At 61.9% G+C, this 14330-nt stretch carries 10 protein-coding genes; 3 read left to right on the top strand and 7 right to left on the bottom strand.

The genetic code is table 11. The annotated features are described in order from the left end of the window. Positions 1-20: 20 nt before the first annotated feature. Together WBQ96_RS01395 and WBQ96_RS01390 are read right to left on the bottom strand one after the other, a co-directional pair. A complete protein-coding gene (locus WBQ96_RS01395) occupies positions 21-1529 on the bottom strand; it encodes an ABC transporter substrate-binding protein (protein ID WP_336546924.1) in 1509 nt (502 codons plus the stop codon). Then, positions 1526-2239, bottom strand: a complete 714-nt coding sequence (locus WBQ96_RS01390; protein ID WP_337035853.1) for a GntR family transcriptional regulator — start codon at positions 2237-2239, stop codon at positions 1526-1528. The genes WBQ96_RS01395 and WBQ96_RS01390 overlap by 4 nt, the downstream gene beginning before the upstream one ends. A gap of 461 nt (positions 2240-2700) precedes the next feature. Here WBQ96_RS01390 and WBQ96_RS01385 point away from each other — a divergent pair, with 461 nt between their 5' ends. Beyond that, on the top strand, positions 2701-4206 hold the full coding sequence (locus WBQ96_RS01385; RefSeq protein ID WP_165117327.1) for an ABC transporter substrate-binding protein: 1506 nt from the start codon (positions 2701-2703) through the stop codon (positions 4204-4206). A 70-nt stretch (positions 4207-4276) separates the two neighbouring features. Further along, positions 4277-5506 (top strand): metal-dependent hydrolase family protein, encoded by a 1230-nt coding sequence (locus WBQ96_RS01380; protein ID WP_336546929.1) that lies wholly within the window; start codon positions 4277-4279, stop codon positions 5504-5506. A gap of 12 nt (positions 5507-5518) precedes the next feature. Here WBQ96_RS01380 and WBQ96_RS01375 read toward each other — a convergent pair whose 3' ends face one another. From WBQ96_RS01375 to WBQ96_RS01355, 5 genes are read right to left on the bottom strand one after another with little or no spacing between them, the layout of a single operon-like run. Beyond that, positions 5519-7039: a M81 family metallopeptidase gene (locus WBQ96_RS01375; protein ID WP_336546931.1), complete on the bottom strand. Its 1521-nt coding sequence runs from the start codon at positions 7037-7039 to the stop codon at positions 5519-5521. Positions 7040-7063: 24 nt separating this feature from the next. Continuing rightward, on the bottom strand, positions 7064-8341 hold the full coding sequence (locus WBQ96_RS01370; protein WP_336546934.1) for an NAD(P)/FAD-dependent oxidoreductase: 1278 nt from the start codon (positions 8339-8341) through the stop codon (positions 7064-7066). Further along, positions 8338-9006: a VOC family protein gene (locus tag WBQ96_RS01365; RefSeq protein ID WP_336546936.1), complete on the bottom strand. Its 669-nt coding sequence runs from the start codon at positions 9004-9006 to the stop codon at positions 8338-8340. Before WBQ96_RS01365 ends, WBQ96_RS01370 begins: the two co-directional genes overlap by 4 nt. Positions 9007-9012: 6 nt before the next feature. After that, a complete protein-coding gene (locus WBQ96_RS01360) occupies positions 9013-10998 on the bottom strand; it encodes a hydantoinase B/oxoprolinase family protein (RefSeq protein WP_336546938.1) in 1986 nt (661 codons plus the stop codon). Next, complete coding sequence (locus WBQ96_RS01355; protein WP_336546940.1) at positions 10998-13085, bottom strand: hydantoinase/oxoprolinase family protein; 2088 nt, start codon at positions 13083-13085, stop codon at positions 10998-11000. Before WBQ96_RS01355 ends, WBQ96_RS01360 begins: the two co-directional genes overlap by 1 nt. A gap of 185 nt (positions 13086-13270) precedes the next feature. Here WBQ96_RS01355 and WBQ96_RS01350 point away from each other — a divergent pair, with 185 nt between their 5' ends. Beyond that, positions 13271-14281 (top strand): LacI family DNA-binding transcriptional regulator, encoded by a 1011-nt coding sequence (locus WBQ96_RS01350; RefSeq protein WP_165117334.1) that lies wholly within the window; start codon positions 13271-13273, stop codon positions 14279-14281. The last annotated feature ends 49 nt before the right edge of the window (positions 14282-14330 follow it).

Raw genomic sequence — 14330 nt, 5'->3', positions numbered from 1 at the left:
CGACATGCTCTAGGTTGCCGTCAGTCCTGCCACTTCATGCGGTTCAGGAAGAGGCTCTCGTTGGCAGTAGGCCGCCACTCAAGGCTCTTGGCAGCGCCGTAGATGATCGCAGCCTGGTAGAGAGGCACCAGCGGCACTTCCTGCGCAACATGGGTGCTGACCTTGCGATAGGCTTCCAGCCGCACCTTCTCGTCCAGTGTATTGCGCGCTTCATCCAACAGCTTGTCGATCTCAGGGCTGGAACCCGAAGCCCAGGAACTCGACGAATGCAGCAGAGGAAAGAGCACGCCATCGACGTCCTGGCAGGCGCAGGACCAGCGGCCGAAGGAGATGGCGGCCTGGCTCGCCGGTGCACTCTGTGCACGCTTGAGATAGGTGGCCATATCCGTCATCTCGATATCGACCTTGAGCCCGGCGTCGGTGAGCATCTGGGCCACCGCCTGCACAATGCGCTGATCGAAAGCCGGCGCGGTGGCGAAGCCAACCTGCTTACCGGTGGCGCCGGCTTCGGTGATCAGTTTCTTGGCGTCTTCTAAATTGTAGTCGTAGTTCTTGATGCCTTCGACATAGCCGAAATGCGCGGGCATCGCCATTTGCGTTGCCGGCTTGTCGACGCCGCCGAGCAGACCGTCCACGATCGTCTGCTTGTCGATCGCTTCCGCCACGGCCTGTCGCACGCGCTTGTCGTCGAATGGCGGCAGGTTGGGGTTGAGCTTCACATAGCCGATCCGTTCGGTCAGGACCGACAGCGTCTTTGCACTGGCGGAACTTTCAAGCTGGGCGGCAAGATCGGTATCAAGCCCCACAGCGAGATCGGTGGTGCCGGCCTGAAGGTTGGCAACGCGCGTGGCGGCATCGGGGACAGCCCGGAATTCCACCGTCGGGAACACGCCCTTATCCCCCCAATAGTCGTCATTGCGCTCAAGCGCGACGGCAACACCCTTCTGCCAACTCACGAACTTGTAGGGGCCCGAACCGATAGGAGCGGCGTTGAAGGCATCGTCGCCCTTCGCCTCCACCACATGCTGCGGCACGATCGAAAGCTTCACGAGTTGCGCAAGGAGGACCGGGTAAGCGCCATCCGTCTTGATCGTCACCTCGTGATCGCCGGTAGCCTCGGCCGAGACGATCTTGTTGAACTGGCCGAGTTGCGGGCTGGCAAAGGCCGGGTTGATGATGCGGTTGACGCTGAAGGCGACATCCTTGGCAGTCAGTGGCGTGCCGTCGTGGAATTTCACATCGTCGCGGATATTGAACACCACCTCGGTGTCGGAGCGGTAGCTCCATTCGGTGGCAATCTGCGGCACGATCTTGCCCGCGTCGTCGCGCGTCAAAAGATTGTCGAAGATGTTGCGATAGACGTAGTAGCTGTCCGGGTTCCACTGCTTCTGGGGATCGAGCGAGGAAGGCTCGTTGGTCAGGTCGACCACGAACTGGTCCTTCGCCTGCGCCGGCTGAAGCGCCAGCGGAGAGCAGGCCAGGACCAGGCCTGCCAGAAGCGAGCGGAACGGACGGCTGACTGTTTTCATCCTCGCAAAGTCCTTGTCTTGTCGGTTGCGGATTTGTGTTGAGAGCCACTGGCCTTGCTCTTGCCGGAGGAACGGCGAGCGGATTTACCGCCCACCATGGCTTCCGACTCCAGGAAGCGGTCAAGCAGGTAGGTTTCCAGGGCGGTGTTGGCAGTGGCGAGATGCTCAAGTGCATCGGCCTTGCGCCCGTCGATGATCGCCTCCACCAGCCGCGAACGGTTGGCGGGGATAAGCCTGACGCGCCCGCTGGCCTCGAAGAAATTGACGAGACGGACTGCACGATCCCACAGATCGGAAAGCCAGCCGTGGACAATCGGCATTGCGAGTCGGCCCGCGAGCAGTTCAAGAATATCCCTCTCGCAGCGACGGATCGTCGGGACGATGTCGGTACCCAGCGCCTGGCGCTGGGTAAGCGCGATATGCATCTCGGCAAACCCCTTCAGCCGTTGCCGATCGGTGTCATCGAGCATCGCGGAGCAGATAAGCGGCTCCAGCTGGCGCCGTGCGGCGCTGAGCTCACGGATTTCACCGGCCGAGACTGGCGTGACCGACCACCCGCTGCGCGCGCTGGAGGAAACAAGGCCGCTCGCCTTGAGTTTCGCCAGCGCCGAGCGCACCGCGCCACGCCCCAATGCGAATTCCTCGGCAAGCGCTGCCTCCGAAAGGCGCTCACCAGGCGCCAGCACACAGGTCACGATTGCATTGCGCAATGCGGCTTCCGCAATCTCCGCTTTTCCGGCAGCGGGCAATGGAGATGCGTATGTATCGTTATCCAGCATGCGAATCTAACCTCTTAGTTTTTTATTTTGATATCTATACACGAAAAAGGAAGGGTTCATTTTCTCTCTTTCCATCCACCAGGAGAAATTTATCTCGCCATCCGACGCCGAGCGGAAAGAATGGCAAGGTATACGCCGGGATTGCGCCGATCCTGGCATTTCTTTCGCGGGTCGGAAAGGTCGGAATGGCTTTTCAATGTGGCTGCAAGTTTTAGAAAAACGGGCTGTTGCGCTGTCATGTAGCGCATGTCAGGATCATGACTTGATATTGCAATACAAGCATCTGAGATGTCAGATTGCAATATCAAATTTGAGCGGCATGCTCGCTCCGGAAGGTGATCAACTTTTAAAGTCGGGGGAACCGACGCGTCTGTTGAAAGAAAGATGAACCGATGCGCCTGAAGAATCTCATACTCGCCGCGATGCTCGCGGCTTCATCGCTCACAGCATCACCATCCCTGGCCGCGGCCAAGGATCTGCTGGTGGTGGATTTCATTGCCGAGCCGAGTTCGCTCGACCCGCACGTGCAGTGGAACACCGATAGTTTCAATGTCTACCGCAATATCTTCGACAATCTGCTGACGCGCGACGATCAGGGTCAGATCGCGCCGCAGATCGCAACCGAGTGGAAATACCTCTCCGACACCGAGGTCGAGTTCAAGATCCGCGATGGTGTGAAATTCCACGACGGCAAGCCGCTTACGGCCGAGGACGTCGCGTTCAGCATCAAGCGTATTACCGACCCGGCCTTCGCAAGTCCCCAGCTCGGCCAGTTCAACCAGATCGCCGACGCGGTTGCGAAGGATCCCACCACGGTGGTGGTGACGACCAAGGGGCCTTACCCCGTTCTACTCGCACAGCTGACCAAGCTGTCGATCGTGCCCAAGCACGTGGTAGAGTCCGTCAGCAAGGACGAGTTCAATCTCAAGCCGGTTGGCAGCGGTCCTTACAAGTTCGAAAGCTGGAACCGCGGCGTCGAAGTGGTGGTAGCCCGCAATGACGACTACTGGGGTCAGAAAGGCGCATTCCCGAAGGTGGCCTTCCGCGCAGTGCCCGACGGCTCGACCCGTATCGCCAACCTGCAGTCCGGCACCACCGACCTTGCCAGCAACTTCAACAATGACCTCGCTGCACAGCTGGAATCGTCCGGCCAGGGCAAGGTGTTGCCGGTCAAGGGCGAACGCATCGCCTATTTCTCGCTCAACGTGAACAAGCCGCCGCTCAACGACAAGCGGGTCCGCCTTGCCATCGCACATGCCATCGACAAGCAGGGTATCACCGAAGGCATTCTCGGCGGTTTCGACACACCGCTGGACGAACTGACTTCGCCGGTTTCTTTCGGTTTCGTCGAAGGCATCAAGGCGCCTGAATACAACCCCGAAAAGGCCAAGGAAATCCTGGCCGAGGTCGGCGACGCGGCCAAGGCCGAGATCACGCTCCTGACCACCCCGGTCTATGACCAGCGCGTGGTTCAGGCGATCCAGCAGATGCTGACGGATGTCGGCCTCAATGTGAAGATCGAGTCTACGGACATGGGCAACTGGATGCAGCGCATGCAATCCGGCCCCGACACCATCCCCTCTTCCTCATTCGGCCGTTGGAGCTGCGGCTGCCAGGATGCCGACGGAATTCTCTATCCGCTTCTGCATTCGTCCAGCAACTGGGCAAGCATCAAGGACGAGCGGATCGACAAGGCGTTGGATGAGGCGCGTTCCACGATCGATCAAGCCAAGCGATTGGAACTCTACAAGACGGTCCACCAGATTGTCGCCGACGAGAACTATGTCATCCCGCTCTACCAGGCGTCAGTGATCTACGGCGCGGCAAAGGAAGTCGAGTTCTCACCCTTGCCGAACGAAAACCTGTTCCTGAACCGTATCGGCTGGTCGGGCAACTGAGGCATTCACAACACTTTCGAACCGGGCGCTCCAGCGCCCGGTTTTGCCGTTTGAGGAGGAGCGCAGATTTATGAAGGGCCAGTCCGTGATTACCGTCATTGAAAATGCCAACGTCGTCGATGTCAGCTCAGCTACCACTCTTCCCGACCGTCATGTCGTTGTGGAAGACGGGCTGATAAAGGCGATCGAGGAGGGCAAGGTGCCCGCCATCCCGGAGGCTCAACGCATTGCGGCCAATGGCGGCTTCGTCATTCCTGGTCTTATCGACGCCCATGTTCACGTGACCGCCTACACGGCCAATCTCGGCGAGTTACCGCAGCAGTCGCCGATGTACGTTGCTGCGCGCTCCGCGCAGGTGCTTCGCGGCATGCTGAAACGCGGCTTCACCACCGTGCGCGATGTCGGCGGGGCGGAATTCGGCATTGCTCGGGCTGTCGAGGAAGGATTGTTCGCGGGACCGCGCATCCTCTATGGCGGCAAGGCACTGTCCCCTAGCGGCGGCCATGGCGACCATCGCGCGATGGGCGTCGACCGCTTGGACGAGACCTATGCGCAGGTGAGCCTTGGCCGCCGCTGCGACGGCCTGGACGAAGTGCGCCGCGCTGCTCGCGACGAGATCCGCCGCGGCGCCCATCACATCAAGATCATGGCGAATGGCGGCATTTCCTCGCCCACGGATCGCATCACCTCCGATCAGTTCTCGGAAGACGAAATCGCAGCCATAGTCAACGAAGCGGCCATGGCTGACCTCTACGTCGTCTCGCACACCTACACAGCCCGTTCCGTGGCACGCGCGGTGCGCAACGGCGTGCGCTCTATCGAACACGGCAACCTGCTCGATGAAGAGACTGTCGCACTGATGAAAAAAGCCGGCAGCTTTCTGACGCCGACACTGTCCTGCTTTCGCGCCCTTGCGGAGGTCGGGGCCGAAAGCGGCTTCCCGAAGGACCGAATGGACAAGATCAGGCTCGTGCTGGACTCAGGCATTCGCGCGGTGGAACTCTCCTACCGCGCTGGCGTGCCGATGGCCTATGGCACGGACCTGATCGGTCCGATGCACGACCGCCAGCTTCACGAATTCCAACTGCGCTCGGATGTCGTGCCTCCGGCCAACCTGCTCCGGTCTGCAACAAGCACGGCGGCAGAGTTGGTCCGGCTGGAAAACGAGATCGGCCATGTACGGCCGGGCTATCGCGCCGACCTCAACCTTCTTGCGGCCAATCCACTCGACAAGGGCGTTCTGGAGAACTTCGCCTCGCATCTGCGCCATACCATCAAGGGTGGCGTGGTCCAGGATTGATACGGCCGAACGTCAGCTCCAGCGGAAGGCGATCTCGCATTCCGCCGCCACCTGCCGGTCCCATTCCGCCTTGTCGAGCTCTGCGAGTGGCAGGATCGTTGTGGCGCGCCGCGTAAAGGGAAAACGCCGCGCGTCCGTCGAGGCATAACCGCCGCTATCCACCACGAACACGCCCTGTTCAGCGAGCGGGGTGAACGACGTGCGGAAATGGTTGCTGGACTTCACATGGATGATCGCCTTGCTTTCCAGGTTGATGCCCTGGCTGCGGAAGGCCTGCGTATCGTAGGCCTGGATGCGTTCCGTGACGATCGCGATATGCCCCGCCTCGCCCACACGCAGCACAGCGCCCAGGCCGCCTTCAAGCAGTTCGCCATGGAGATTCGCGCCTTCGTTGCGGTAGCGAACGTCCTCGACGCGTTCCACCATGGCGTCGGCAACGAAAGGCCTGCCGTCTCGCATCGCACCCATCGGCACGCGGCCGCGATTGCCGACGCCAATTGCCCTGGCTGCCAATACGGCCTCGCCGTCGACCATGAAGCCAGCGGCAAACGGCAGCGCCTGCGCGGCGAGCGCGGCAAACACATCGGCGACATTGGCGACCCCGCCCGAGCCGGGATTATCGCCGGCATCACCGATGACGACGCGTCCCTGGGCAGCGCGGGCAAAAATCTCTACCGCCGCTTCTTCGAAGGAGGGCGCCGGCTTGGTTACGGCCTCTCGCCGCTGCCAGACCGCCTCTGCCATATCCCGATAAGCCTGTCGCATGGCGTCCTCGTCCGTCCCGGTCACCAGAACCGAACTGCCGACCTCGTCTGAATCGACATATGGAAAACCACCCATGACGACGACGTCGGCAAGGCCTGGACGCTGCTCGACATCATTCGACAACGCCACCAATTCGGAAAAGGGAAAGGCATCGCTGGTCTGGGCGCTCATCGGGGCCGCGACCGGCAACCGGAAACGCCGCGTGTGCCAGGGCGTGAGATCGAGCGTGAGCTGCATGAGCTTCTTGCCGCGCGCATGGGTGTCTGCGTGCGGATAAAGCTTCCCACCGATCACGACATCGACCACGTGAGGCAATTCCGGCTCGACATTGGCGTGGAAATCCAGCGGCACGGCAATGCGGACATGTGGCCCCACCACCGCCCGCACCTTCCGGGCCAGGTCGGTTTCCGGCGCAGCAACGCCCTCGACCACCAGCGCACCATGCAGAAGCAACGCCACCACGTCGACCGGACCGCTGGCCGCAATCTCCTCAAGCGAGGCTATGATTTCCTTCACCAGCCGATGGTAGCCCGCATTGTCCAGCGTCCCGCCCGGCAGGCAACCGGTGCAGACGCCGTAGGCAATATCGTAGCCCGCCTCGTCGAGCGCTTGCGTGACGCCGCCGAGCCAGTTGCTGGTGGAACCGAATTCGCGACGCACATCCTCGCCACGGAAATACTGCGCCGACAGGAAGCCTTCATACGATGCCTTGACCGGCGTGAATGCGTTGGCTTCATGGAAAAGCTGGATGACGGCAGCGCGGGGCATGGGCGGAGCTCTTTCTTGCAATACTCAGATTTCGCGGCTGTCCTGCCAGCGCAGATAGGGCAGGATAAGGCGTGCCGTGCGGCTGACAAAGGGATGGTACGGCACGGGCTTGAGCGGTGTTGGGCGTAATGCCAGCTGTTCATCGGGAACGTCGCAGACCGCATCCGCAAGCACTTCTGCCATGGCACAGGCAAGCGCAAGCCCTCTCCCATTGCAGCCGATCCACGTAGCGAGACCATCCGGCGTACGGTGCAGGTGCGGCAGGCGGTCGACCGTCATGGCGATGCGACCGCCCCAGAAGTCCGTCATGGTTGCTGCGGCAAGATCCGGCCTGAATGCGATCAGCTTCCGATGGATGAGGTGCGGCAGGCGTTTGCCGGCAGCAAACTGCAGGGCGAGCGCGCCACCGGAAACGATGCGACCCTCACGGTCCTTGCGCATGTAGCGCAAATCCTGCCGCGTATCGGAAAAGGCCTCATTGCCCGGAAGTACCGTCTCGGCCAGCTTGCCCAGCGGCGTGGTCGCTGCCTGGTAGGATGTGACCGGCACGATGGTCTGTGCGAGGCCGGGCCAAAGGTTGCCGGTATGTGCCGCGGTGGCGAGCGCTACGCGCGGCGCGCGCACCCGTTCGTTGGGTGTGGTGATGCTCCAGACTCCGCCCTCGCGGGAAAGGGCAAGAGCAGGGCTGCGTTCGTAAACCGCAACGCCTTCCCCGGCAGCGGCGCGCGCAAGGCCAAGCGTGAAGGCATAGGGATTGATGTGTCCGCCGCCGCGATGTTCCCAGCCACCGAAATAAGCTTGCGAGCCAATGCGCGCAGCCATAGCGTCCTTGTTAAGCGGACCCGCAAGGGCACCGACCACCGCCCATTGCTCGGCCATTTTGCGTGCGCGCAGCTCGCGCCCTGGCGAATGCGCCGGCTGCAGCCAGCCGGTTCGGCGCGCGTCGCATTCGATGCCATGCTTTTCGATCAGCCCGAAGAGGCGATCGGCCGCTCCCGCCAGCAGATCCAGGAATGGCTGCCCCAGCGTCTTGCGGATCGCGTCGGGTCCATGACGTGTCAGTGCAGCAATCACCTGTCCGTTGGCACGACCGGATGCGCCGGCGCCAATCGTGGCGGCCTCGAGCACCACGACCTTGCGGCCACGCCGCCTGAGCTCCAGCGCGGTCGTGAGCCCGGCAATGCCGCCGCCGATGACGACGACGTCGGCATCCCGCACACCTTCGAGCTTCGGCGCAGAAAAGCGCTCGGCCGAAAGACGCTGCCAGAGCGGTGATACCGGGTCTCGCGGCCAGGAATTCATGATGCCTGCGCTTCCTCGATCAGAACGCCCGTCACGTGATGGATAGCGGCCAGTGCGTCCCCCGGAACCGGGCGGTCGAAAGCAATCGTGATCCGGCCCGTTGGACCATCGGACACCGGCAAGGCAGGCCAGTTCCCGCCCGCGAACGGCTCAAGCGCGGTACCTTGCGGAACCATGGCAGCCGTGACGCGCCGTGCGCCATTTTCATGCTGCAAGGCATCCGGCGACCACAGCAGTTCCGGCGTATGGTGCTGGCAGTACAGGCACTGGAGACCGGGTGTCAGATCAGGCGAGAGACGAATTACCGAGAAGCCAAGCTCTCCCTCTGGAACATGACGGGAAAAGCGCCGCACCGGATCAGCCGCAAGACCGCGCTCGGAGAGTTGCGCTGCCGTTTGCTCGATGTCGCTCGTGCCGAGCGCCACACCTTTAAGCCCCGGCCCTGACCTGAGCAGCCTGCCCCATGCATTGCTGGCCGGCGTCTCGGCAACGATGCCCATCAGCTCGATATAGACTTGCGGCAGAACAATGCAGGTGTTGGCCGTGCCGGAAGCCGCGCTGTGGTGGGCAATCGGCGTTGCCGTAAAACCCGCATCAAGGCAGGCTTTACGCGCCGTTTCCAGGTCCGGGACGAGCACGACAAAATGATCGACGCCAAGCAGCATGCGTCCTTAACCCTTCAGGCTCGCGACGGTGCGAACGAAATCATCTCGCGCGTCAGCCTTCGCCTGCTCGTCCGCCGCTGCACGCGGGAACCCTTCCGGCAGCTGGCCGAGCGTTTTTGCGAAAATATCGCGGCGGTATCTTTGGCGGCGCGCAAGCGGAAGCGTCAGGAGATGTGCGTTGAGCGTATCCATCGCTCCGGCATCAAAGACTTCATCCCACGCTGCCCTCTCCGGGCCAAAATCAACCACCCGCTCTTCGCTTGTACATTTTGCACGCAAAACCAGTGTGGCCGCTTCATCGACGGCATCCGAAACGATCACCACGCCATAGCTCTGCCGCGCACCTTCGATCGTCACGAAGCCGTTGAGCACGTCCGACAGGACCGAGGCGGGATCGCGCTCACGCGGATCGCCCCAGCCGCCCGCGCCCGGTGTGCGGAAAGTAACGATGTCGCCTGCGCCAACGTCCAGCACGTCGATCTTGCCAAGCCAGCGTTCACCAGGTTCTCCTTCGTTGACGACCAGGCTACCGGGCAGGCCCGGCCGTCCGCCGTTCCGACCCCATGGACGGAAAAGCAGACGCTCCATGCCGCGGCCGAGAACATTGGTCCCGTCCTTCAGGATACGGAACGACAGTTCCATCCCGCAGCCGCCACGCCATTTACCGGCGCCGCCCGAGTCTGGACGCAGGCCATAGCGCAGGATCTCTATGGCGAGTTCGGCTTCCACGGTCTCGACCGGATTGTTGGCAAGATTGGAAATGCCGGAGTCGCGACCATCGATCCCGTCGACGCCCTCGCGCGCACCAGTTCCGCCGATCATCGGCTCTACTACCTGGACGTTGCGCCCGCCCCTGTCGTTCGGCTCGGCGACGACCACCGGAATGACCGTGCCGGAAGACGCAGCCGGCATCACTGCAGGCAAAGCCAGACCCAAGGCGCCGTTGAGCACGTCATTGACGCGAATGGCCGCGGCATGCCGCACACCTGTAGCGGCCGGCTCGTCCGGATTGACAATCGTCCCGGCCGGTGCGGTGATGCTGACGGGACGCAGAAGGCCGGCATTAAGGGGCGCCGTGGGATCCAGCGTATGGATCATCGCGAGAATCCGTAGCGTCAGCCAGGCATGCGGGCGCCCGCGCGACGGGATGTTCATCGCGGCGGCAACCTGCGGGTCCGACCCCGTGAAATCGAGATGGATCGTTCCGTCCCCTATCGTCAAAGCAAGCGAGAGCCGCACCGGCAGGGCACTGACGGCATCGTCGTCGAGGTAATCCACGAAGCGATAAGTTCCGGCAGGTATCCGGCCCAACACGTCGCGCGCTTTCTTCTCGGCATAGGCGGCCAATTCCGCCTGGGCGTCCAACAAGGTCTCAGCGCCATGCTGTGCGATTATCTGCCTGATACGACGGCTGCCGGTATCGAGCGCGGCAAGCATCGCACAGATATCGCCCATATTCGCGTCCGGAGTCCGGCTGTTGGCGTTGAGAAAGATGGCAACATCCCCATTCAACTCGCCTCGACGCATGAGCTTGACTGGAGGGATGCGCAGCCCTTCCTGATAAATCTCGTGGTTGGTGGGCGAGATCGACGACGGCACGCGGCCGCCGATATCGGAGCAGTGAACGAAGCACCAGCCATAGGCGACGATGCGGTCTTCGTGAAAATAGGGCGCGATCACCTGCAGATCGGGAAGGTGGGTAGCGAGGCCATGCGAATAATAGGGGTCGTTTGTCAGTATGACGTCGCCCGGTTCGAGATCGCCAACGACCTCGATGGTCGGTGCACATTCCAAACCGACAAAACCGGAAACGCCTATGGAACGCGGATAGGCGAAGAACCGACCATCCAACCCGGCAAGGGCGCAAGCGAAATCGGCAGTCTCCTTGACATAGAGCGTGCGACCGGTGCGTTGCAAGGTAACGCACATCTCCTCGGTGACGGCGGCAACCTTGTTGTTCAGTATCTCGAGTGTGACCGGATCGAGCGTCATCAACGCACCTTCTCAAGATGCAGGTTGCCAAGGGCATCCACACGACCCGACCAGCCGGGCAGAACGATCACCGTGGTATCCTCTTGCTCCACCACGGCCGGACCCGAAAAACGCAGATCTGCCTGAAGCGCGGCACGGTCGAGGACCGACGCTTCGATCCATGCACCTTTGTGGAAAACAGAACGGGTGCCCTTCACGGCAGCGGACGAGTCGGGCACGGCAATGAGCCGCTCGGGCAACGCTGGCGTGATGCCGATCGCGGCAAGCCTCACGGTGCCGAGTTCGATCGCAGCAGCGGCATCGCGAAAGCCGTATATACGCTCATGCTCTTCGTGGAATGCATCTGCAAGCCGGGTGGCATCAAGATCGGCACCGGGCAAACTGACCCGGAGCTCGTAAGCCTGTCCGGCGTAGCGCATGTCGGCTGAATGCTCGAAGTTGCGGGCTTGGCCTGCTCCTTCCGCGTCGAGCCAATCCATTCCGTCACGGGTCAGGGATTGAAATGTCTCCGCCAAGCGTAGCGATGCGATCCCTTCGAGCGGCAGCCGCAGGCTGCGGACGAAATCCCGCCTGAGGTCGGCAGCTGCGGCCCCTTGCGCACAGAATGTTCCTGCGGCCATGGGTATGACGATGTGGGAGAGGCCGATCTCTTCCGCCAGCAGGCTTGCATGCGTGGGTCCGGCACCGCCGAACGGCATCAGAACGAAGTCGCGTGGGTCCAGGCCTCGCTGCGCCAGAACCTTGTAGATGGAACTTGCCATTCCGGTCGTCGCCAGAGCGAGCGCGCCTTCCGCGGTCCTGGACGCGATCTCGGAAGGCGAGCCGTCAAAGCCGAGCCGGCGTCCCGTCTCGGCAAGTGCCGCCCGTGCCGCATCGGAATCAAGAGACATCCTGCCACCGAGAAAACCGGCAGGATTGATATAACCGAGTGCGACATAGCAGTCCGTCACCGTCGGTTCGGTACCGCCGAGCCCATAGGAAACCGGGCCGGGCTTTGCTCCGGCACTGCGCGGGCCGACCTTGATGATGCCGTGCGGATCGACCCAGATGACCGATCCTCCGCCAGCGCCGATGGCGCTGACATCCACGACGGGAAGCACCAGCGGCAATCCCCCGACATATGTCTGGGTGGCGAGGGCCGGCGAGCCGGCCTTGGCAACCGCGATGTCGGACGACGTGCCACCCATGTCGAAGGTGATGATATCGGTCAAACCGGCTGCCTGCGCGAGCCGGACAGCCGCCATCACCCCCGAGGCTGGACCCGAAAGGATCGTCTCGACCGGACGCTCCATTGCCGAGGCAACGTTGAGCGAGCCGCCATTGGAAGCCGTTACGACGATCGGCGCCGTTATGCCCTCGGTGGCGAGACCCTCGCGCAGATTTTCGAGATAGCGCTTGATGAGCGGCTGGACATAGGCATTCAGGCAGGCGACCAGCGTGCGTTCATACTCGCGGATTTCCGGCCAGATCGCTGCAGCAGAAGAGACCGGCACGCCGGCTGCGAGGGAAAGCCGTGCTGCGATATCCTCCTCGGCTTGCGGCGCGGTGTAGCCGTTGATCACGACAAGGGCTGCCGCCTCGACGTCGAGTGCCGAAAGCTGCGCCGCCACCTGTTCGATTTCCGCTTCGCTCGGCTCAAGCGTCATCTGCCCCTTCGAGGAGAACCGCGCCGCGATTTCGATTACCCGCGACCGCGGCACAAGCGGAACTTCCTTCGATGCGTGGAGATCGAAGGATGAAGGCATGCGTGAGCGCGCAATCTCCAGCACGTCGCGATAGCCTTGCGTGACAACAAGACCGATACGCGCGCCCTTGCGCTGTATGATCGCGTTCAGGCCGATCGTGGTGCCGTGCATCAGGACGGAAATGTCCTGGGGTTCCAAACCAGCCTGGTCGAGAAGTGCCTTCAGCCCGACGATGAATGCCCGTGACGGATCATCCGGCGTCGATGGTTCCTTGTAGAAGACAAGCCGTCCGTCCCGCGGATCCGACAGCACGAAATCGGTGAACGTGCCGCCGACGTCGATCCCTATCCGCACACCTGCCGACGATACCGGCGCGGCCAATGGATCACGCGTCGAATTCAACGGAGAGCTCCGACCGGACAACTGGCTTGCATTGTGAATCTTGCCTGCGAAGGGTTTTGCGGTGATTGTAGCGCTACAATAGTTCTGGCTTTCTAGAAGTCAACGCGCGGGAAAGATAGCCTCGCCTTTGCGAAAGACGGCCTGATTCTGGAAGAAACGCTCGCAATTGGAGGAGAAAAGAGAACATGACTTCCAGCGACGGCTTCCGGCGGATGACGACGATGCGCGAGGTGGCAGAGGCCGCGGATGTATCGCCGATGACGGTATCCAATACCTTCCGCTATCCGGACCGTGTGCAGGAGGACACCCGGCAGCGCGTTGAAGACGTAGCGAGACAGCTTGGCTATGTGCCCAACATGTCAGCCGGGCATCTGGCGGCGGGAAAGAGCCGCCTGATCGGCAGCACCATCCCTTCAGTAAAGAACTCCAGTTTCTATCAATATATCAGCGGCCTGGAGGAAGCGGCTGATGCCGCAGGCAAGAAGCTCGTCTTCATGCTGGCGGAATCGCCGGAGCAGGAATTCGAAGCGGTGCAAGCTTTCATCGGACTGCGCGTATCCGGCCTGATCCTGATCGGCAATGAACACACGCCGGCCACGGTCGATTTGCTGCGGCGGTCGGGCATCCCGCTGGTCGAGACCTGGCTGCTGCATGATCCGATCGACAAGGCAATCGGCTACGATATCGCGGCTGCGGTGCGAGCGGCTTGTCGGCATCATATCAAGGCCGGGCGACGGCGGATCGGTCTCGTCAGCCATGGCGATCCGGCCTCACGGCGGTTTCGCGAACGCCCGCCTGTCTTTCGCGCGGAAATGCGTGCTGCGGGATTGCGCGAGGACCTTATCGTGGACGTGGCCGAGCCGCATGGATTTGAGGCTGGAAGCGAAGCACTGGACAACCTTCTGAGCCTCGACCGCGAACTGGACGCGGTGATCTGTCCGACCGATATCGTCGCCGCCGGCATCATATTCGAATGCAACCGCCGCAATATCGCAGTACCTCAGAAAATCGGGGTAATCGGTTGGGGTGATTACGAAATTGCCTCGGCGATCGCACCGAAACTGACGACGGTGAAGCCCAATCCAAAGGAAATCGGCTCCGGTGCCGTCAAGTTGCTTTTCCAGCAAGATAATCAGTTGCCAGGATTGAGCGTAGACACAGGTTTTGACCTGATCGAGCGTGAAACCGCGTCTTAGGAACTCACCGCGATATCGAGATCAACGCCAACTCAGCGTCGTTGGCGTT

Origin of the sequence: Mesorhizobium sp. CCNWLY176 (genome assembly GCF_037153935.1) — a bacterium.
GTDB lineage: Bacteria > Pseudomonadota > Alphaproteobacteria > Rhizobiales > Rhizobiaceae > Mesorhizobium_M > Mesorhizobium_M zhangyense.
The sequence above is the reverse complement of the archived record's forward strand: the minus strand, read 5'-3'. Positions and strand labels throughout refer to the sequence as shown.

What these genes read in the sequence shown, in the direction of transcription:
- WBQ96_RS01395 (WP_336546924.1), bottom strand. Translation starts at nt 1,529, where the DNA reads ATGAAAACAGTCAGCCGTCCGTTCCGCTCGCTTCTGGCAGGCCTGGTC.
- WBQ96_RS01385 (WP_165117327.1), top strand. Translation starts at nt 2,701, where the DNA reads ATGCGCCTGAAGAATCTCATACTCGCCGCGATGCTCGCGGCTTCATCG.
- WBQ96_RS01380 (WP_336546929.1), top strand. Translation starts at nt 4,277, where the DNA reads ATGAAGGGCCAGTCCGTGATTACCGTCATTGAAAATGCCAACGTCGTC.
- WBQ96_RS01375 (WP_336546931.1), bottom strand. Translation starts at nt 7,039, where the DNA reads ATGCCCCGCGCTGCCGTCATCCAGCTTTTCCATGAAGCCAACGCATTC.
- WBQ96_RS01370 (WP_336546934.1), bottom strand. Translation starts at nt 8,341, where the DNA reads ATGAATTCCTGGCCGCGAGACCCGGTATCACCGCTCTGGCAGCGTCTT.
- WBQ96_RS01365 (WP_336546936.1), bottom strand. Translation starts at nt 9,006, where the DNA reads ATGCTGCTTGGCGTCGATCATTTTGTCGTGCTCGTCCCGGACCTGGAA.
- WBQ96_RS01360 (WP_336546938.1), bottom strand. Translation starts at nt 10,998, where the DNA reads ATGACGCTCGATCCGGTCACACTCGAGATACTGAACAACAAGGTTGCC.
- WBQ96_RS01350 (WP_165117334.1), top strand. Translation starts at nt 13,271, where the DNA reads ATGACTTCCAGCGACGGCTTCCGGCGGATGACGACGATGCGCGAGGTG.